General features: G+C 72.8%; 17 protein-coding genes. 15 read left to right on the top strand and 2 right to left on the bottom strand.

Features of this window, described 5'->3' with window-relative positions; genetic code table 11:
- Positions 1-6: 6 nt before the first annotated feature.
- Genes ACWED2_RS13760 through ACWED2_RS13720 form a run of 9 tightly spaced genes read left to right on the top strand, consistent with a single transcriptional unit; the run spans position 7 to position 10,879 of the window.
- Entirely contained in the window at positions 7-1,137 is a 1,131-nt protein-coding gene (locus ACWED2_RS13760) for a nucleotide disphospho-sugar-binding domain-containing protein (RefSeq protein ID WP_449690794.1), read from the top strand.
- Between the two features lie 49 nt (positions 1,138-1,186).
- Positions 1,187-2,686, top strand: coding sequence for an alpha/beta hydrolase (locus ACWED2_RS13755; RefSeq protein WP_449690793.1), 1,500 nt, complete (start codon positions 1,187-1,189; stop codon positions 2,684-2,686).
- Between the two features lie 16 nt (positions 2,687-2,702).
- Positions 2,703-4,073 carry an alpha/beta hydrolase gene (locus ACWED2_RS13750; RefSeq protein ID WP_449690792.1) on the top strand — a complete coding sequence of 457 codons (1,371 nt, stop codon included), beginning with the start codon at positions 2,703-2,705 and terminating at the stop codon, positions 4,071-4,073.
- A 2-nt stretch (positions 4,074-4,075) separates the two neighbouring features.
- Positions 4,076-5,479 carry a M20/M25/M40 family metallo-hydrolase gene (locus tag ACWED2_RS13745; RefSeq protein ID WP_449690791.1) on the top strand — a complete coding sequence of 468 codons (1,404 nt, stop codon included), beginning with the start codon at positions 4,076-4,078 and terminating at the stop codon, positions 5,477-5,479.
- The gene (locus ACWED2_RS13740; RefSeq protein ID WP_449690790.1) at positions 5,476-6,519 is read left to right on the top strand and encodes a class I SAM-dependent methyltransferase; all 1,044 of its coding nucleotides are present in this window, start codon (positions 5,476-5,478) and stop codon (positions 6,517-6,519) included. Before ACWED2_RS13745 ends, ACWED2_RS13740 begins: the two co-directional genes overlap by 4 nt.
- The gene (locus ACWED2_RS13735) at positions 6,516-7,325 is read left to right on the top strand and encodes a sulfotransferase-like domain-containing protein (protein ID WP_449690789.1); all 810 of its coding nucleotides are present in this window, start codon (positions 6,516-6,518) and stop codon (positions 7,323-7,325) included. Before ACWED2_RS13740 ends, ACWED2_RS13735 begins: the two co-directional genes overlap by 4 nt.
- Positions 7,322-9,271 (top strand): KedN5 family methylcobalamin-dependent radical SAM C-methyltransferase, encoded by a 1,950-nt coding sequence (locus ACWED2_RS13730; RefSeq protein WP_449690788.1) that lies wholly within the window; start codon positions 7,322-7,324, stop codon positions 9,269-9,271. The genes ACWED2_RS13735 and ACWED2_RS13730 overlap by 4 nt, the downstream gene beginning before the upstream one ends.
- A 34-nt stretch (positions 9,272-9,305) precedes the next feature.
- Complete coding sequence (locus ACWED2_RS13725; RefSeq protein ID WP_449690787.1) at positions 9,306-10,340, top strand: methyltransferase; 1,035 nt, start codon at positions 9,306-9,308, stop codon at positions 10,338-10,340.
- Positions 10,337-10,879 carry an N-acetyltransferase family protein gene (locus ACWED2_RS13720; protein ID WP_449690786.1) on the top strand — a complete coding sequence of 181 codons (543 nt, stop codon included), beginning with the start codon at positions 10,337-10,339 and terminating at the stop codon, positions 10,877-10,879. Before ACWED2_RS13725 ends, ACWED2_RS13720 begins: the two co-directional genes overlap by 4 nt.
- On the opposite strand, the gene ACWED2_RS13715 is transcribed toward ACWED2_RS13720, so the two are convergent.
- Positions 10,784-11,146, bottom strand: coding sequence for an ArsR/SmtB family transcription factor (locus ACWED2_RS13715; RefSeq protein ID WP_449690785.1), 363 nt, complete (start codon positions 11,144-11,146; stop codon positions 10,784-10,786). The genes ACWED2_RS13720 and ACWED2_RS13715 overlap by 96 nt on opposite strands.
- A gap of 132 nt (positions 11,147-11,278) precedes the next feature.
- Here ACWED2_RS13715 and ACWED2_RS13710 point away from each other — a divergent pair, with 132 nt between their 5' ends.
- Together ACWED2_RS13710 and ACWED2_RS13705 are read left to right on the top strand one after the other, a co-directional pair.
- Entirely contained in the window at positions 11,279-12,262 is a 984-nt protein-coding gene (locus tag ACWED2_RS13710; protein WP_449690784.1) for an ATP-binding cassette domain-containing protein, read from the top strand.
- A complete protein-coding gene (locus ACWED2_RS13705; protein WP_449690783.1) occupies positions 12,259-13,107 on the top strand; it encodes an ABC transporter permease in 849 nt (282 codons plus the stop codon). Before ACWED2_RS13710 ends, ACWED2_RS13705 begins: the two co-directional genes overlap by 4 nt.
- 17 nt (positions 13,108-13,124) lie before the next feature.
- Here ACWED2_RS13705 and ACWED2_RS13700 read toward each other — a convergent pair whose 3' ends face one another.
- Positions 13,125-14,393: a nucleotide disphospho-sugar-binding domain-containing protein gene (locus tag ACWED2_RS13700; RefSeq protein ID WP_449690781.1), complete on the bottom strand. Its 1,269-nt coding sequence runs from the start codon at positions 14,391-14,393 to the stop codon at positions 13,125-13,127.
- A gap of 133 nt (positions 14,394-14,526) precedes the next feature.
- On the opposite strand from ACWED2_RS13700, the gene ACWED2_RS13695 reads away from it, so the two are divergent.
- From ACWED2_RS13695 to ACWED2_RS13680, 4 genes are all read left to right on the top strand, one after another.
- Complete coding sequence (locus ACWED2_RS13695) at positions 14,527-15,534, top strand: NAD-dependent epimerase/dehydratase family protein (protein ID WP_449690780.1); 1,008 nt, start codon at positions 14,527-14,529, stop codon at positions 15,532-15,534.
- Positions 15,531-17,066, top strand: coding sequence for a DUF6239 family natural product biosynthesis protein (locus ACWED2_RS13690; protein WP_449690779.1), 1,536 nt, complete (start codon positions 15,531-15,533; stop codon positions 17,064-17,066). The genes ACWED2_RS13695 and ACWED2_RS13690 overlap by 4 nt, the downstream gene beginning before the upstream one ends.
- Positions 17,067-17,185: 119 nt before the next feature.
- Entirely contained in the window at positions 17,186-18,934 is a 1,749-nt protein-coding gene (locus tag ACWED2_RS13685) for a hypothetical protein (protein ID WP_449690778.1), read from the top strand.
- Positions 18,935-18,954: 20 nt separating this feature from the next.
- Positions 18,955-19,665, top strand: a complete 711-nt coding sequence (locus ACWED2_RS13680) for a DUF899 family protein (RefSeq protein WP_449690777.1) — start codon at positions 18,955-18,957, stop codon at positions 19,663-19,665.
- Positions 19,666-19,678: the final 13 nt, after the last annotated feature.

The following is a 19,678-nucleotide window of genomic DNA, read 5'->3' as shown; positions in this document are numbered from 1 at the left end:
ACGCTCATGCGCGTGCTGTTCTGCTCGGTTCCCGGGCTCGGCCACTTCTTCCCGCTGGTCCAGCTGGCCTGGTCGCTGCGGACGGCCGGCCACGAGGTGCTGGTCGCCATCGCCGAACACGTCGACCGCGCCGCCGCCACCGGCCTGGACGTCGTGGACGTCGCCCCGGACTACGACTCGGTGGCGATTTTCGAACGGACCGCGCGCGAGCACCCCGACTTCGCGCGGACCGTGGCCAGCAAACCCGCGGTGGACCTGGTGCCGTGGGCGGTCGCGCTGGCCGGGGTCAACCGGCCCCTGATCGAGGGCACCTTGCGCACGGCGGAACGGTGGCGGCCGGACCTGGTCGTCTACGACCAGGGTGCCACCAGCGGGCTGTTCGCCGCCGCGTACCGCGGGATCCCGGCCGTCCAGCGCAACCTCGGCGGCTTCCGGACCCACGGCCTGCACACCGCGGTCGCGGCCCACCTCACCGACCTCGTCGACCGCTACGGCATCGACCTGCCGGCCCCGGCCCTGACCATCGAGTTCTTCCCGCCGAGCATGCTGGCCGGCCCGCCGGAGGGCTGGTTCATGCGCTGGGTGCCCTTCGACGGCGGCGGGCTGCTCTCCCCTGACCTGCTGCACCCGCCCGAGCGGCCGCGGATCGCCGTCACAATGGGCTCGATCGAACTGCAGACCTTCGGGGTCGGCACGCTGAAACGCCTGGTCGCCGAGGCCGCCGAGGTCGACGCCGAGTTCGTGCTGGCGCTGGGCGACATCGACGTCGGACCGTTGCTCCCGCTGCCACCGAACGTCCGCTCGATCGGGTGGGCACCCCTGCGGCCCCTGCTCGGCACCTGCGCCGCGGTGATCCACCACGGCGGGGGTGGCAGCACGCTGACAGCCGTCGACGCGGGCACCGCCCAGCTGCTCGCCCCGGATCCGCGCGACCAGTTCCAGCACGTCACCGGGCTGGCCGTGCGCGAGCGCGGCATCGGGCGGGTGACCACCGCCGACGAGGTCGACGCCGCCATGATCGCCGCCCTGCTCACCGACGACGGGCCGCGCGCCGCCGCGGCGGAGGTCCGCGCCGAGATCGCCGCCCTGCCCTCCCCCGCCGAGACCGCGGCCAGGCTCGTCCGGCACCTGTCCTGAGGTCTGTTCGCAGCGCACGTTGACGGACAACATACTTAATGTAAATATAGTGATCCGACGATCGGGGGTTCCGGTGAAGCAGGGCTTGATCTCCTCCGTCACCGCCTTTTCACTCGTGCTCACCGCGTCCCCCGTCCCGGCCGGTGCCGAACCCTTCGACCAGGCCGGAATCCGGTGGTCCGCCTGCGCCGCCGACTCCACAGTGGACTGTGCGGCGCTGCGGGTGCCGGTCGACCACGCCCGCCCCCGGGAGGGCAGCACCACCCTGCAACTCACCCGGGCCCGCGCCACCGGCCCCGGCACCCGGCTCGGCGTGCTGATCTCGCCGCCCGGCCAGCCTGTCCAGCTGGTGTCCCCGGCACTGCGGGCGCGGTTCGACGTCGTCGGCTACACCGAACGCAGTCTCGACGCGGCGCCGCGGCCGGCCCCCGGCTGCGCGAAGCCCACCGATGTCACCTACTTTCCGCGGAACGAAGCGGACTTCGCCCAGCTGCGCACCGAAAACCGGGCCGCGTTCACCCGCTGCGCCGAGGCCTACGGCGCCCTGTGGCGCCGCCTCGACAGCGCCAGCGAAGCGGACGACGTCGACACCATCCGGGGCGCTCTGCGGGAACCGCAGATCAGTTTTCTCAGCACCACCGGCGGCGACATCGTCGGCGAACTCTACGCCGAGCGGTTCCCGGCTCGCGTGCGAGCGATGGTGCTCGACGGCAACGCCGACCACAGCGTCGGCACCGCCGCCGGCTACCTGAGCGCGTTCGCGGGCGCGGCCGAACGCGCCTACGGCGCCTTCGCGGACTGGTGCGCCCGTACCCCGGTCTGCCCGATGTACGGCCACGACCTCAGGGCGTTCTACGACGACCTCCGGGCGAAGACGGAACAGGACGCCTTCTTCGACCTCCGCGGCTATCCGATCGACCTGCCGAGCCTCGCCAGTGCGACGGAGTACTTCCTGCTCTTCCCCCGCTACGGCTGGCTGGACTTCGGCTGGCACCTGCGGGACATCCACAACCGCGACCTGCAGAGCCGTCCCGTGGTGCCCGAGGCGCGGGCCGCCACCGCGGCCGGCGGCAGCGCTCGCGCGGCGGGACCGGTCGCGCCCCGGACGGCCCGGCCGGCCGCGCCGTTCACCGGACCGTCCCCGGCGGCCTGCGAGGACTGGAACTTCGGTCTTTCGTCCTATGCGGACCTGCTCCGGCTCCGAGACGCCCTGGCCCGCTCCGCGCCGCTGCTGCGGATGAGCGGGCTGCTGTGGGGCACCGTGCTCGGCTGCGTCGGCTGGCCGGGACCGGTCACCAACCCGCCGCACCGGCTGTCGCTCACCAAGCCGGTTCCGGTCCTGGTGGTCGCCGGCGCCTTCAACCCACTCCAGCCGGCGGACTGGGGGCCGTCGCTCGCCCGTCAGCTCCCCGGTGCCAAGACCCTGTCCTACGAGGGCCCGGGCAGCAGCGCCTACCTGAGCAGTCCATGTGTGCGGCAAGCCGCCGAGGACTTCCTCCTCACGCGAACCGCACCCGCGCGGACCACCTGCCCGGCGATCTGGCCATGAGCCAGGAGGAGACGACATGCGTATCCGCAGCCTGATCGCGGTCTCGTGCGCCGTGGTCGTGTGCGCGGCGGGCCTGGCCTCGGCCGCCGCGCAGCCGCCCGCGCGGCTCAGCTGGGCACCCTGCACCCCGGCCGCCACCCAGGACTGCGCCGAGCTCTCCGTGCCGGTCGACTGGCAGGCACCCGGCGGCCCGGCGGTCACCCTCGACCTGACCCGCCACCGCGCGGCTTCGCCCGCCGACCGGATCGGCGTGCTGGTCCTGGCGGGCACCCAGGCGCTGACGAACACCTCGGCCGCCCTGCTGGACCGCTTCGACATCATCACGTACTCGGCGAGACCCGCCAAGATCTGCCGGGTCGCCTACCCCGACACCCCTCTGTTCCCCAGTGACCAAGCCCAGTTCGACCGGGTGGTCTCGGGGATGCGGGACTGGTACCTGGCGTGCGCGAAGGTCGTCGGCCCCGCCTTCCTCCACGACAACAGCGCCGACGAAGCCCGCGACGTCGACGCCATCCGGGACGCGCTCGGCGAGCGGCAGATCAGCCTCATGCACACGTGGGAGAACGAGATCGTCGGCCAGATGTACGCCGAGCAGTTCCCCGGCCGCGTCCGCGCGCTGGTGCTCGACGGGAATCTGGACCACAGCGTCACCACCGCCATGGACTACCTGACCACGAAAGCGTGGTCGGTGGAAGCGAGCTTCGACGGCTTCGCGGACTGGTGCGGCCGGGCCCCGGACTGCGCACTGCACGGCACCGACGTCCGCGCGCTGTACGGCGACCTGCGCACCAAGGCCGAGCAGGGACTGCTGGGCACGATCACCCCGGCCGACCTGTCGGCCCGCATCGGTGGCTCGGCCGACTACCCCGACGTCTACTTCCACGACCTCGCCGAGTACTACCGCACGGTGCACGCCATGAGCCTGCAGGGTGCGGTGGCTCCCGCGGGGTTCCGGCGCGGCCTCTCCTACGGCAGCTTCTGCCAGGACTGGAAGCTGCCCGTCGCCGACTACGCCGAGCTCACCCGGATCGTCGCGGCGCAGAGCGCGATCGCGCCGAACACGCGCGTCAACCTCAACCAGTGGCTCAACGTCCTCGGCTGCCTCGGCTGGCCGTTCGGCACCGGGAACCCGCAGCACCGCCTGGCCATCACGAAGCCGCTGCCGGTCCTGGTCGTCAACGCGTTCCAGGCGCCGGGGCAGCCGGCCCAGTGGGCGGATTCGGTCGCCGCGCAGATCCCCGGGTCGAGCCACCTCGTGTACCTCGGCCCCGGCACGCTCGCCTACCGGGAAAGCCCCTGCGCCCGGGCGGCAATCGACGACTTCCTGCTCACCCTCCGGCGTCCGGCGTCGGCGACCTGCCCCGGCATCTGGCCGGGCGACCGCTGATCATGACGACGGCCGGGCCGCGGATCGCCGCCTACCTCGACCGCGAACTGGCCGGGATGGTCGACGAGCTCGCCGAGTTCGTCCGGATCCCGGCCGTCGCGGCCGAAGGCGGTCCCGCGCTGCGGCGGATGGCCGCCAGGTCCGCGGAAAAGTGCACGCAGGCCGGCCTGGAGACCCAGGTCCACGACACCGCCGGTCACCCGGTCGTGCTGGCCCGCGGGGGCCCGCGGGACGCCCCGTTCACCCTGCTCACCTACGGCCACTACGACGTGTTCCCGGTCGAGGGCCAGCCGGGCTGGCGGACCGGCCCGTTCGAGCCGGTGGTGACCGGCGACCGGATGTACGGCCGTGGCACCGGCGACAACAAGGGCCAGTTCCTCGCGCACCTCAACGCGCTGCGCTGGTGGCACGAAGAAGGCGGAGGCCTGCCCATCCAGGTGAAGGTCCTGCTGGAGGGCGAGGAGGAGAACGGCAGCAGGCACCTGCCGGACTTCGTCCGAGCGCACCGCGACGAGCTGGCGGCCGACCTCTGCGTGTACTCCGACGGGCCGATGCTGCCCGGCGACCGGCCCGCGCTTCTCTTCGGCGCCCGGGGCGGCATCGCCCTGCGGTTCACCAGCACGGGCGCGGACCGGCCGCTGCACTCGGGCAACTTCGGCGGTGTCGTGCCGAACCCGGTGCTGGAGCTGAGCCGGTTCTTCGCCGCACTGGTGGCGCCCAACGGCGATCTGCGCATCCCCGGCTTCGAAGACCGGATCCCGGCTGCGGGCGCCGCCGAACGCGCGGCCCTCGACGCGCTGGATCTGGACCTCGGCGAGTTCCGCGCGAACACGGGCGTGGACCCGCTGCCGTTCCGCTTCGGTGAGCGGTTCCACGATCGCCTGCTGCGGAAGCCGAGCCTCACCGTTTCGGGAATCACCGTCGGCGGGTCCGGCGCCCCCGGGCTCATCCCGGAGTCCGCCACGGCGACGGGCGATCTCCGCCTGGTCTGGGCGCAGGACCCGGAGGAGGCGTACGCCGCCCTTGTCGCCTTCGCCGCCAACGGTTTCAGCGGCATCGCCGTCGACCTGCTCTTCGGTCAACCGCCGTCGCGCACCCCGATCGACCACCCCTACGCCGACCTCGTCGAAGAAGCTGTCGCCGAGGGCTTCGGCCGGCCCCCCGCGCGGGTGCCGAGCCTCGCCGGGACGACACCCGACCACGTCTTCACCACCGTCCTGGGGCTCCCGGCGATCATGCTGCCCTTCGCCCCCGCGGACGAGAACCACCACGGCCCCAACGAATCCATGAAGCTGTCGCTCTTCCGGCGCGGTACGCACACCGTGGCCCGCCTGATCGAGATCCTCGCCGCCCACGCCCGTCCCGCGACCGTCGCGGCCCTGTCGAAACCGGAGGGTGCCGCATGACGGCCCACCAGCTGACCGATCCCGGCGAACTGACCGACGTACCACCCGCCCGGATGGAGGCGGCTTACCTCGAGTACCGCCGGGCCTGCTACGAAATCGTCTACCGCGACTGCCTCGACCACGGCGTGCTCGACCTGCTGCGCACCCCCGCGACGCCGGCCGAGTTCGGCGACCGCATGGGTGTCGTGCCCGAGAAGCTGGCCGCCGCCGGCTGCCTGCTCGACGCGCTCGCCCGGCACGGCGCCGTCCGCCGGACACCTGGTCCGCCGCCGCGGTACGCCGCGGTCGAGGACCCCCCGGCCCCGCGTGAGCTCGACCCGGACCTGATCCGGCTCGCCACCGGCAAGCGGTCGGTGGAAGAGCTCGAGCACGGCCAGAGCTACGCGGGTATTCTCGCCGCGCTCAAGGTCACCGGCAACCCGATCGCCGTCGACTTCACCGCCGGACACCAGCCGAAGCTGGACGAGATGTTCGTCATCCCGTTCTACCGCTACTGCCGGCTTCAGGGCGTCCGCGAGCTCCTCGACGCGGGCACCCGGCTGCTCGACCTGGCCTGCGGGCCGGGCCACGGCCTCGCCGAGCTGGCCGAGCGGCTCCCCGGCGCGGACGCGACGGTGTTCGGCATCGAACTGACCGCCGACTACGTGCGGAGCGCGCTGGACCGCACCGCGGACGACGACCGCGTCCAGGTCGTGCGCGGTGATCTCGAACGGCCGCAGGACTTCCTGCGGGACGGCTTCTTCGACGGCGCCGTGATGATGGGCGCCTACCACTTCCTGCGCGACCCCGGGCCGCTGTGGGACACCGTCGCCCGGGTGCTGCGGCCCGGCGGCACGTTCTGCGTCGGTTACGTCCGCTCGGTGACCGGTACCGCCGACCAGGAGATCGTGAACCTCCGGTTCGCCCTGCGCCGCCCGCCGAGCTATCCCGCCGAGCCCGCCGCACTGCTGGCCCACGCGCGGCGGCGCGGGTTCGCCGTCAAGCGCCAGTTCGGCCTCGGAGTCTGGCGCTGGTACTCCTTCACGAAGGACCTGCCGTGACGGCGCTCGCGCCCCGGGCGGGCTGGCTCTCCGGCCGGCTGGCCGTGCGCGGCCGCGAACCGGTGCTGGTGATCCTCTCCCCGCCGCGCTGCGGCTCGACCGCGACGGCCCGGGCGTTCTGGCGGCACCCGGTGTTCGGCTGGTACGTCCACGAGCCCTACGACCGGATCTACCACGGCGGCGGGGACCGGGAGTCCGTCGGCCGGGCCGTCGACGGCGCGACCGGACTCGGGAACGCCGGAAGCGGGGTCGTGGTCAAGGAGATGACCTTCCAAGCCGGGTCGCTGGCGGCCGAGCTGCTCACCGCGGCCACGCTCCCGGTCGTGGTCACCGTCCGGGACCCGCGGCTGGCGATCCGGTCGCGGATGCGGCAACGGGCCCGCTCCGGCGAACCCGCCGAGTTCCCGGCCGCCGAGTCCGGCTGGGCCGACCTGACGAGCCAGCTCGCCCTCGCCGACCGGGTGGGTGTCTCGTGCGTCATCGTGGAGTTCACCCGGCTGCGGGCCCGGCCGGCCGAGCTGCTGCCCGCGCTGTGCGCCCGGCTCGGCCTGGAGTTCACCCCCGCCATGCTCGGCTGGCCGAGTGCCACCGGGCTCCCCCTCGGTCAGCTCGGCGACCGCCAGCGGTCCTGGTACCGCCGGGTGCTCGCGAGCACCGGGTTCGAACCGCCGGACGAGGAGACCCCCGCCGTCGCCGACTTCCCGCCCTCGATGCGCCCGCACGTCGGGGACTGCGTCGAACGCTACCGGCAGGTGCTCGCCGACTCCCGGGTGCTCACCGCCGGCCGAGCCCAGGAGCCGTCATGACGAACACCGCGAAGGCCCGCGTCTTCCTCGTGCAGCAGGGAATCTGGGAGACGCCGCTGGAGTCGATGCCACTCGCGTCGGGGTACCTCAAGGCGACCGCGCTCGCCGACGACCGCATCCGGCCACGGGCCGACATCCGGATCCTGAACTTCAAGGGCGGCGCCACCGCGTCGACCATGGCCCACGAGCTGTTCGGCGGCGAGCTGCCGGACGTGCTCGCGTTCTCCGTGCTGGGCTGGAACCACCGCACGTTCGGCCTGCTGGCGGAGACGTTCAAGCAGCTGAAGCCGGACGGCTGGGTGGTCTTCGGCGGCACCCACGTCGCCCACCAGGCCGAGCGGGTCTTCCGGATGTGGCCGGAGGTCGACGTCGTCGTCGACGGCGAAGGCGAGTTCGTCTTCCGCGACATCCTCCGCGCCTACCTCGACGGCGCACGCCCCGGTGAACTCGGGGAGATCACCGGACTCTCCTACCGGGACGCCGCGGGCCGGACGGTGCGGAACCCCGCGCGGGAACGGATCCAGGACCTCGACGAGATCTCCTCGCCGTTCCTCAGCGGGGCCATGGAGCTGACCGGTGCCGACGGCCGGTTCCGTTACGACGTCGCCCTGATGGAGACGAACCGGGGCTGCCCGTACAAGTGCGCGTTCTGCTTCTGGGGCGGCGCGACCGGCCAGCGCGTGCGCGCGTTCTCGCGGGAGCGGCTGCGCGCCGAGCTCGAGCTGTTCGCCAAGCACCGGGTGCACACGATCGTCCTCTGCGACGCCAACTTCGGCATGCTCCGCAGCGACGTGGAGTTCGTCGACGACATGATCGACCTGCGCGACCGCTACGGGTTCCCGCGCGCGCTCGAGACATCGTGGGCGAAGAACAAGTCGAAGGTGTTCTACGAGATCGTCACCAAGATGAAGAACGCCGGCATGCAGAGCTCGTTCACGCTCTCGTTGCAGACCCTCGACGAGGACACGCTGGACCTGATGAACCGGCGCAACATGAAGGTCAACGAGTGGGAGGACCTCTTCGCCTGGCTGAGCGAGCAGGGCATCGACTGCTACGCGGAACTCATCTGGGGCGCGCCCGGCGAAACCCCGCAGTCCTTCATGGACGGTTACGACCGGCTGGCGGCCAAGGTGTCGCGGATCGCGGTCTACCCCATGCTGATGCTGCCGAACACCGCCTACACCGAACGGAAGGAGGACTTCGGCATCATCTCGGTCCGGGGCGACACCGACGACTTCCAGTACGTGCTGTCCAACAACACCGTCACCATCGCGGAGAACCGGCGGATGCACCGCTTCCTGTTCTGGGCCAGGGTGGTCGCCGAGATGGCCGTGTTCCGGCACATCTGGGCGGGCCTGCGCGTGCTCGCCGGGATGCCGCAGTCCGCGGTGCTGCGCAGCCTGGACGCCTGGTTCGACGCGGTCGACGACCCCGGCGCGGAACCGCTGCAGGCCATCACCGCCAACGCGGTGTTCGGCGCGGACCACTTCGGCGACGGCGTCCGCTTCTTCTACACGAATCCGGCGGCCAAGGGGCTGCTCCGGCGGTGGTGGGCCGAATCCGTCCGGCCGGGGCTGCCGGCCGCGGTCACCCCGGTGCTGGACGAGATGTTCCGGTACGACCTGTTCACCCAGCCCATCTGCGCTCAGGGCGACGAGGAGGACCCGGCGGGGCAGGAGCCGCTGGAGATCACGACCGTGCGCGACGAGTCGTACTACGTGCGCCCGCGCGTGCCGTGGGTCTTCGACGTCCCGGCGATCTTCGACGACCTGCGGGCCGGCCACGAACCGGACCTGCGCCCGTCCCCGGTCACGGTCGACCTCTACTACCGGGTGGACGCGGAGAACGCGGTCAACTCGACCAACCACGAAGTGATCGTCCACTACATGGGCATGCCGGCCGAAGTCGTGCTGGCCAACGCGGCGGCCGGGGCGGTTTCCGGCTGACCCGGGGCACCGAGGGGAAAAGGGGACCTGGACCATGACCACCGAGGACCGGGGCGCGGCGCCGGACGTGACACCGCTGGTTTCGATCGCTTCGGGGTTCTTCGCGGCCAACGTGCTCGCGGCGGCGATCGAGCTCGACCTGTTCACCACGCTCTCCGTGCCGCGCACGACCTCACAGGTGCTGGAGAAGACCGGGATGTCACCGCTGCGCGGGCGGTTGTTCCTCGACGCCTGCGTCGAGCTCGGCCTGCTCCTCCGCGACGACGACAGCCGTTACCGGGACAGCCCGGTGGCCTCCGGCTTCCTGCTGCCCGGCCCGTCCTGCTACTTCGGGAACTTCGGTTCGCTGCTCAGCCGGCCGGCCCACCTGCCGTGGCACCGGCTCACGGAACTGCTGCGGAGCGACGAGTGCCGGGCCCGCCCGCCCGCGGCCGGCGCCGCGGCCGCGTGGGACGACCCCACCGCCGCCCTCGTGCGCACTTTCTGGCCCGCCGTCCGCCCGGTCTCGGAGGAAGCCGGACACGCGCTCGGCCGGGTCGTGGACTTCGGTGGGGTGCGGCGGCTGCTCGACGTCGCCGGGGGCAGCGCCCCCTACACGATCGCCCTCTGTACCGACCACCCGCACCTGCACGCGACCGTCTACGAGATGCCCTGGGTGGGCGACCTCGCCGGGGCCCGGATCGCCGAGGCCGGGCTGGCCGGCCGGATCACGGTGGCCACCGGGGACTTCCTGGTCGACGAACTGCCGAGCGGGTACGACGGTGCGCTGGTGGCCAGCGTGCTGCACAGCTGGGCCCCCGACGCCGCGGCCGCGCTGCTGCGCAAGATCCACCGCGCCCTCAGCCCCGGCGGGCTCGTCGTGCTGGTCGCGCCGCTGCACGAACCCGACGACGACGAGCCGGGGTCGGCGCTCGTGCGCCTGGCCATGGAGCTGGAGACCACCGCCGGGCCGGCCTACTCGACCGTCGACCAGCTGCGGGCACTCGCCCAGGCGGGGTTCGTCGACGCGACCGTGCGCCGGCTGCCCGGGCGGCGGGTCGGCACGGACGTCGTCACGGCCTTCCGGTGACCGCCCGGTTCACCGGCCGGATCCGGGCCGCGGGGACCGGTGACGTCGCCGCGATCACCGAAATCTACAACCAGGCCGTGCGGGACGGGACGGCGACCTGCGACCTCAGTGACGTGGCCCCGGCGGACCGGGCGAGGTGGCTGGAGCGGCACCGGCACCGGCACGGCGTCTGGGTGGCGGACCTCGACGGGACGGTGGCCGGCTGGGTGCTGCTGGCACCGTACGACCCGAAACCGTGCTTCCACCGGACGGCCACCTTCTCGACCTACGTCCGCCGGGAGCAGCGGCACCGCGGCGTCGGCACGGCGCTTCGGCGCCACATGATCGACGAAGCGCGCGGGCGCGGGCTGCACGCGCTCGTCAACCGGGTCTGGGCGACCAACGAGGCCAGCATCGCGCTCGCCAAGCAGTTCGGCTTCCGGCAGGTGGCGCACCTGCCGGAGCTAGTCGAAATCGGCGGGCACTACGTCGATTGCCTGCTGTTCGAGCTGCTGCTCGACCGGCTCGGCCCCATCGAGGTGCCGTTCCATGGCGGCTAGCCGGTCCGTCCAGAACCGCCGGTAGTCGCTGAGCCATTCGTCGATCCGGCGCAGCGGTTCCGGGCACAGCCGGTAGAACCGGCGCTGACCGTCCTGCCGCACCGTGACGAAGCCGGCCTCCCGCAGCACCCGCAGGTGCTTCGAGATCGCCGGCTGGCTGAGCGACAACAGCCCGACGAGCTCGCCGACCGACCGGGGCCGGTCGAGGAGGAGGGCGAGGATCCGCCGCCGCGTGGGATCTGCCAGGACCCCGAAGGCCGTACCCACGCACACCTCCCGGTATTGACCGACTCGATACCCGGTGAGTTATATTACCATCCTAGTATGTACACGTCGGGAAACCGGCACTGATCGCCGGGAAGCAGCACGGGTCCCGCCCCTCACCACAGGAGGACAGCAGTGGCCGAGCACTCCCTCGCCGTCGAGGCGTCCGGTCTGGTCAAGCGTTTCGGGAAGGTCACCGCGGTCGACGGCATCGACCTCGCCGTGGCCCCCGGCACCGTGTACGGCGTGCTGGGGCCCAACGGGGCGGGCAAGACGACCACCACCCGGATCCTCGCCACCCTGCTCCACCCCGACGCCGGCACAGCGAAGGTGTTCGGCCACGACGTCGTTCGCGAGTCCGCCGCGGTACGCGACCGGGTCAGCCTGACCGGCCAGTTCGCGGCGGTCGACGACCAGCTGACCGGGCTGGAGAACCTCATCGTGGTGGCACGGCTGCTCGGGTTCCGCGGCCACGCCGCCAAGACGAGGGCCGAAGAGCTGCTGGCGGCCTTCGACCTGACGGAGGCGGCGGGACGGCTCGTCGGGACGTACTCCGGCGGCATGCAGCGCCGGATCGACGTCGCCGCGAGCCTCGTGCTCACCCCGGACCTGCTGTTCCTCGACGAACCGACGACCGGGCTGGACCCGCAGAGCAGGCACCAGGTCTGGCGGATCATCCGCACCTTGGTCGACGGCGGCACCACGGTCCTGCTCACCACCCAGTACCTCGACGAGGCCGACCGGCTCAGCGACCGGGTCGCCGTGATCGACTCCGGCAAGGTGATCGCCGAGGGCACGCCGGCGGAGCTCAAGGCCGCCACCGGCACGGCCACCATCCGGCTCACCGTGGCCGACGCGGGCCGGGTCACCGAAGCGCGGCAGGTCCTCGGCGAGCACGTCGACGGCACCTCGGTCGACGCGGCCGACAACGGCACCCGAACCCTCAGCGGACGCACCTCCGCGCCCGGCCGCGTCACCGACGCGCTGGCGGAGCTGTCCCGGCGCGACATCGCGGTCACGGACTTCACGTTCGGCCCGCCCAGTCTCGACGAGGTGTTCCTGGCCCTGACCGGACACACGACCGCCGGCGACGCCGGCGCCGAGGAGGACGTGGCATGACCGTCTCCGAGACCCACTCCGACATCGCCACCAACGACGAAACCCTCGGCCGGGCCTTGTTCTCCGCGAAGCGGCCGCGCCGGCCCGGCGCCCTGTCGGCGTCGGTGACGTTCGGCAAGCGCGCCCTGCTCCGGATCGGTCACGCACCGCAGGACCTCGTGATCCTGGCCCTGTTCCCGATCATGTTCACGCTGTTGTTCACGTACCTCTTCGGGGGCGCGATCGCCGGCTCGACCCGCGAGTACCTCCAGTACGTGCTGCCCGGGGTCGTCGTGATGACGGTCGTGATGATGACGCCGCAGGTCGGGATCTCGCTCAACACCGAGATCGGCAAGGGCATCTTCGACAGGTTCCGCACCCTGCCGATCTGGCAGCCGTCGGCACTGGTGGGCGCGCTCTTCGGAGACGCGGTGCGGTACCTGCTGAGCTCGGCCGTCGTGGTCGCCTTCGGGCTGCTGATCGGCTTTCGCCCGGGCGGCGGGTTCGTCGGCGTCCTGCTCGCCCTGCTGGTGCTGCAGGTGTTCGCGTTCAGCCTGGCGTGGGCGTGGATCCTGCTGGGGATGACGGTGAAGACGCCGTCGTCCCTGCAGCAGCTCAGCACGGCGATCCAGTTCCCGCTGATGTTCGCCAGCAACCTGTTCGTCTCACCGGACACCATGCCGGGCTGGCTGCGCGCGATCGTCGAAGTCAACCCGATCAGCGCGGCGGGCACAGCCACCCGCGGCCTGATGAACGGCACGCTCACGAGCGGCCAACTGGGCTGGGCGGCGGTCGCCTGCGGCGCGCTGATCGTGCTGTTCGCCCCCGCCGCGATGGTGAAGTACCTGTCCCGGGGCAAGCGCTGACCGGGTGCGGGGCACCGTCACCGGCGGTGCCCCGCGGTCAGCTCGGCGAGTAGCGGCACGATGTCCGCCGGGCCCGGCAGCAGCAAGGTCCGGGCCCGCAGTTCCGCCGCGCCGGCCCGGAAACCGGGTTCGTCGAGCACCCGGCACAGCTGCTTGCGCACGATGTCCCCGCCGCCGGCCGGCTCCAGCACCAGGCCCGCGCCCGCGGCGGCCACGTACTGGCCCATCGCCGCGTAGTCCAGTCCCTCCTGCGGGTCGACCAGCTGCGGCACTTCGTGGGCGGTCGCGGCCGCGACCGTGTGTGCGCCACCGTGGTGCACGATCGCGTCGCAGGTGGGCAGCAGCAGGTCCAGCGGCAGGTAACCGATCGGGCGGACGTTGCCGGGCACGGCACCCACCGTGCCGAGCTGCTCGGCGCTCATCGTGGTGACGATTTCGGCGTCGACGTCGGCCACGGCTTCGAAGAGCTCCGCCAATGGCACCGCCCGGCCGATCAGGTCTTCGCGCGGCGTGACACCCATCGAAACGCAGACCCGGCGCCGCCGCCGGGGCTCGATCAGCCAGTCCGGCACCGCGGCGGCCCCGCCGTACGGGGTCTGCCGGACGGCGACGGTCCGGGTGGCCGCGGGCAGGCGCAGTTCCGGCACCATCGGGTCGATCGTCCACTGCCCGACGAGCAGGTCCTCGCCGAAGTCCTGCCCGAACCGCCGCAGCGTCGGCATCATGCGCGCGGCGACCGGGTCGTCCGCCGGCCGGTCCACGGCCCGCAGCGCGGCGCGCAGCCAGCCCACGTAGTCGCGAGTGGACAGGAACCGGGCGTGCGCGGCACCGCAGTCGCGGGCGGCGACCGGGGCGGCGAGGAACAGGGGGTCCCAGACCACGAGGTCCGGTCGCCACGACCGGCACACCTCGACGAGGTCGTCGACCGCCGGCCGCCCCGAACCCGGTGGCGTGCCGGGATAGTAGGCCCACAGGGCGGACTGCAGGAAGTCGCGCGCGGTGTTCAGCAGCACCGGGTCCGCCCCGGCCGCGGACAGCTCGTCGATCGCCGCGTTCAGCCGGTCGTCCGGTACCCGTCCTTCGGTCGCCGCGACGTCGAGGTCCTCGCCGAGCGGGACCGCGGTCAGCGCCTCGGCGGTGATCATTTCGCGCATGTCCCAGAACCCGGCCACGCCCCGGTGACTGGCGACGCGGACCTGGTGGCCCGCGACCTCCAGGGCCCGGGCCAGCGGGACGATCGGGTAGAGGTGTCCCCGCGCCGGGATGATGGTGAACAGGACGCGCATCGAAGTCCTCCAGCTGCCGGAAAGGCCGGTCTCCGTCGGGATGTTACCGCGAATGCTTCATAAATAAATACCTACAATGCTAGGCTGAGGGCAGCCGAGGAGGTCACCCGTGCTCGACGCGAAGAGTTAGCCGATGGCCAGGATCGTCGTCACGGGCGGCCACGGTTTCATCGGGAGCCACCTGGTCGAACGGCTCGTCCGCGACGGCGGCGACGTCACGGTCTTCGATCCCTCCGGGCCCCCGCCGGACTTCCGCCCGGACCACCCGGTCCGCCACGTCCGCGGGGACGTCCTCGACGCGGCCGCCCTGGCCGGCCCGATCACCCGCGGGGTCGACGTCGTCTACCACCTGAGCGCGCGCGTCGGCGTGGACCGCTACCTGGCCGACCCGCTCGAGGTGATCGAGGTGAACGTCTCGGGCACGAAGAACGTCCTGCGCGCCGCCGATGCCGCGGGCGCCAAGGTCGTCCTCGCCAGCAGCAGCGAGGTGTACGGAAAGAACCCCGAAGCGCCTTGGGGCGAGGACGCCGACCGGGTGCTCGGCAGCACCGCGCTCGATCGTTGGTCCTACTCCTCCAGCAAGGCGCTCGCCGAGCACATGGCGTTCGCGTTCGCGCGCGGCAGTGCCCTGCCGGTGGTCATCGTCCGCTACTTCAACGTGTACGGACCGCGGCAGCGGCCGGCGCACGTGGTGAGCCAGACGGTGCACCGCGCGCTGCGCGGGCTCGCCCCGCTCGTCTACGACGGCGGCGCGCAGAGCCGGAGCTTCACCTTCGTCGACGACGCGGTGGAGGGAACCGTGCTGGCCGGCACGAGCCGTGCGGCGGACGGCCAGTGCTTCAACATCGGCAGCAGCCGGGAGACGGTGATCGGCGAACTCATCCGCACCGTGTGCGAGCTGACCGGCCTCGCCGAGCCACCCGAGCCGGTCGAGACGGACACCGGGTTCGGCGATCGGCGGCCGGACCGCCTCCGGCGGGTGCCGGACACCCGCAAGGCCGGCGGGCTGCTGGGCTGGCACTGCCGGACACCGCTGCGAGAAGGCCTGGCCCGGACGATCTCCTGGGCCCGGCGCAACCCGTGGTGGCTGGCGACGCCGGCGCTCGCGGCACCGGCCGGTCTCGTCCAGGAGCACGGGTGACACCGGCTCCCGACCACGGCCACGGTGGTGCGGCGGCACCCGGTGCCTGGGGGGCGCTGCTCGGCTGCCTGCTGGTCACCGGGACCCTCGCCGGCGCGGGTTACCCGCTGCTGCAACCGTTCCTGGCCCCGGCGAGCCGCCGCGAGCGGCTGGCGGTGGCCGGCGCGGTGAGCGCGGCGGCCACCGGGCTGGTCCTGCTCCCCGGCCCCGGCCCCGCACCGGCCACCGTGGCCGCGGCGGTCACCTTGGTCGTGCCCGTGTTCGTCCTGGGCGCCCGGCCCGCCGCGCTCGCCGTCGTCGCCCGGTTCGCCGGCTGGCCGCTCGCGGCAGCCGCCTTCGCCGCCGTACCCCTGGTGACCGGCGCCTACCTCGCGACGTGGGATCCGCCGCGCCAGGCGGAGTACCTGCGCTCCGGCCTGCTCGCCGGGCTCACCGCGCTGGGCTGGCTCACCGTCTGCCTGCCCCGCAGGCGCCGGTACCGGGTCCTGGCGGGGGTGATCGGCGCGAGCCTCGCGGTCGCGCTGATCGCCGCCGCGGCCACCGTGGCGGTGCCCGGCGCGGCGTTCCCCCAGCGGCCGGGCCTGCCGGTCGCCGCCGGGGACGCCAGGGTGCTCGTCATCCCGGGACGGGACGGCCGCGCACTCGTCCACGCGACCGCCGGCGGCACGCGCATCGGCACCAGGCCGGACGCCCTCGTCACCCCTTCGCCGCGGCCCGGGACGACCGGTGACTGGGCGGAGGTGCGGCTGCCGGCCGGGCACGGAACGCTGTGGGCGGAACGGAACGGGCAGTGGACGTCGGTGCCGGTCACCACCGGTGCGCCGACGTTCGCGCCGGACCTGCGGGGGCCCGACGCGGCTGAGTGCGCCGGCGCGTGGCTGGGCACTGTGCTCGCCGGTACGCCCGGCGATCCCGTCTGTCCGGCCGATCGCCTTCGCGCCCCCGACGCCGCGGCGTTGCGGGCCGCGCTGGGATTCCTGGCCGGTCGCGGCGACCACGCCTTCACGCTCGTCGCCGACGGCTCGCCGCGCTCGGCCGCGGCCGAAGCCGTGGTCCGGGCCACCGCCGCCCGGCTGGGTCTCACCGTCGCCGCGCCGGACCGGCCGCTCGGGCCGCTCGTGGTCGTCGCCGGCTGGGGCCGCGCCGAAGCCGTCCTGCGTGACGTCGCCGCCGGACGGCTGCCCGGCCGGGGCAGCTACCTCGCACCATGGCTCATGACGCCGCCGCTGCTCGAAATTCCCGCCGGGCAGCTGCTGCCGCTCGACTTCTCCCCGGCCGGCCCGGACGCCCTCGGGTACCTCTCCGCTCTCGGCGCGGACTACGCCGGGGAAACGCCGTCGTCGTCCGGCCTCGCCGCGTGGTCCGGCGCCGAACACCGGGGTCCGGCACCGCCGGTCCGGATCTACGCCGTCTCGAGGATCAACGTGGACTTCACCGCGGCGGGCACGGCCGCCCACCGGCACGGCTCCTCGGGCGGCTGGCTGCCCGGCGGGGCGGTGACCGCGGTCAGCGGTCCTCTGGCGGCGCCCTGACAGGGTTTTCAAACCGTGAATGTGGATATATATTACCTAAGTAATTTTTGGTTGCTTGTCCCCGGACCGACGACCACCACTCCGGGCACCGTTCCCCACCGCACGCGCGAGGAGAAGCGATGCAGGTCCGATCGCGATCAATGGCCATCCGGGCGACGGCGGCCTGGACCGCACTCGTCGTCGTCGCGAGCGGGGTGCTCGCCGGTTCCGCCGGGACCGCGGCCGCCGCGCCGGCCGTGAGCGTCGGCTCCCGGTTCGTCGATGCGGACGGGACCGCCTACGGCATCACCAACCACCTGACCGCGGAGACGTTTTCCGCGCCGTACCACCGCTTCCGGCACGAGTACCTGCTCGTCTGGGCGGGCGCGGCGACCGAGAACGCGCCGGACTTCCTCGCTGTCGTCGACGCCACCGCCGGCACGCCCGGCTACGGGCGGGTCGTCAACACCGTCACCATCGACGGCCAGACCGGCAACGAGCCGCACCACATGCAGTACGTGTGGCACAAGGGGCAGAAGATCTACGCCGGCGGCCTGGTCTCGGACACGACTTACGTGTTCGACGCGACCCGGCTGCCCCAGCTCGGCCTCACCGGAGTCGTCCGGCCCACCGACACCCCGTGCGGCTCCGCGCCCGACGCCTTCGCCGTGCTGAAGGACGGCACGGCATACGGAACCAACATGGGCGGCCCCGACGTCACCGGCGAGTGCCGCTACTCCGACGGCCAGGTCCGCACGGGCAACGGGTTCGCCGGCTCCCCCGGCGAGATCATCCACATCGGACCGGATGGGCGCGTGCTCAGCGAGATGCCCGCCGCCACCGCGCGGGGCGAGGACCCGGTGCGCTGCCCGAACGTGCCGGCGCTGCCGCAGCCCAGCTGCGCCAACCCGCACGGGATCCAGGCACGCGAGGACCTCGACCGGCTCGTCACCACCGACTTCGCGGAGATCCGCAACCTGATCGGGCTGTCCCCGACGACCCCGCCGCTGGACCCCAACCTGGCGCGCGACACGGTGCGGTTCTTCGACATCGCCGACCGCAACAGGCCGAGGCTGGTCGCGGTTTCGCACCTGCCGGTCGGCCCGCGCCACGACGCCGACCTCAGCACGGCCGAGCCCCGCGCGGTGATGGAACCGGCGGTCACCAACCTGCCCGGGCACCGCGGCGCGTTCGCCTCGACCTCCGGCGGCGGTGCGGTGTTCTACACCCCGGACATCACCGCGAAGGACCCGAAGTGGCAGGAGGTCTTCGACGACGAGGCCGCGTTCCGCTCGCTGTTCCCGCGGGACACCCCGACCTCCGACGGCGACGGCGGCGGCTGGCTGGCCGTCTCCCCCGACGACCGCTACCTGTTCCACGTCGTGCTGACCGGCGGCGTGAAGTCGCCGGGTGAGCGCGAGACCGGCATGCTCTTCGCACTGGACATCCAGTCGCTGCTGCGGTCGGGCCCGGCGCCGAAGTGCGTGGTGGACACGCTCGCCGAGGTCGCCGCGGGCGGTGCGGAGCGGGACTGCCCCCGGCTCACCAACGCCGTGCCGATCCGCGACGTCACCTCCGGCGGTCCGCACTGGGCCGCGATGGACAACTTCCGGCTCGGCGCCGACGGCCGTTACCACGAGTCGGCGCAGATCGGCCGGCTCGCGACGTCGAACTACTTCGCCGCCCTGACCGGGGTGGACGGCGACCACCGGATCTGCATGACCTCCTTCGGTCCCGACGGGCGGCTGCGCCCGGACCCGTCGTTCCGGGACGAGGTCAACCACCGTTCGTGCGTCGCCTTCGACCGGCAGTCCTGGCCGCACGGCGACACCGGCCCGGCGCGGCCGCACGGGCTATTGTTCGCGGTGGCCGACGCCGACCTGCGCTGACGAAGGGACCCGGACGGGCGATGGACACGACCGAGAACGGCGAAATGGAGCCGATGTGGCCGGTCGGCGCGGACGCCGAGTACGTCGCGGCCCGCATCGAGCTCGCCAAGGCCGAACGGCTCCTGCACGACCGGATCGAAGAGGTGGCGGCAGCACGCCGCCGGCTGCCGCCCGGCCTGCTGCTGCCGGACTACCGGCTCGCCGAAGGCCCGCTCGACCTCGGCCTGAAGGGCCCGCTGCGGGAGACCCGGCTGCGCGACCTCTTCGGCGAGCGGCAGACGCTCATCGTCTACCACCTGATGTTCGAGCCGGAAGCGGAAGAGGCCTGCCCCATGTGCTCGATGTGGGTGGACGGCTTCCACGGCGTCGCGCACCACATCGCCCGGCACGCGGCGTTCGCGGTGGTGGCGAAGGCTCCGCTGCCGAAGGTCCGCGGCTGGGCGCTCAGCCGCGGCTGGGACGGGCTCCGGGTGCTCTCCTCGTACGGGACGACGTTCACGGAGGACATGAACGGCGAGCACCGCGGCGGCGGCCAGCGACCGATGGTCAGCGTGTTCACCGCGGAGGACGACCGGGTCCGGCACTTCTACAGCCTGCCGGCCAACTTCCTCGACGACACCGAAGGCGGCATCGACCCGCTGTCCCCGGTGTGGAACCTCCTGGATCTGCTTCCCGCAGGCCGCGGCGACTGGTACGCGGGCAACGACTACGCCGGTCGCACCCGCGGCTGACCCGGGGACGGGC

Source organism: Amycolatopsis sp. NPDC005003, assembly GCF_053600695.1.
This window is presented reverse-complemented; position numbering and strand designations above follow the sequence as displayed.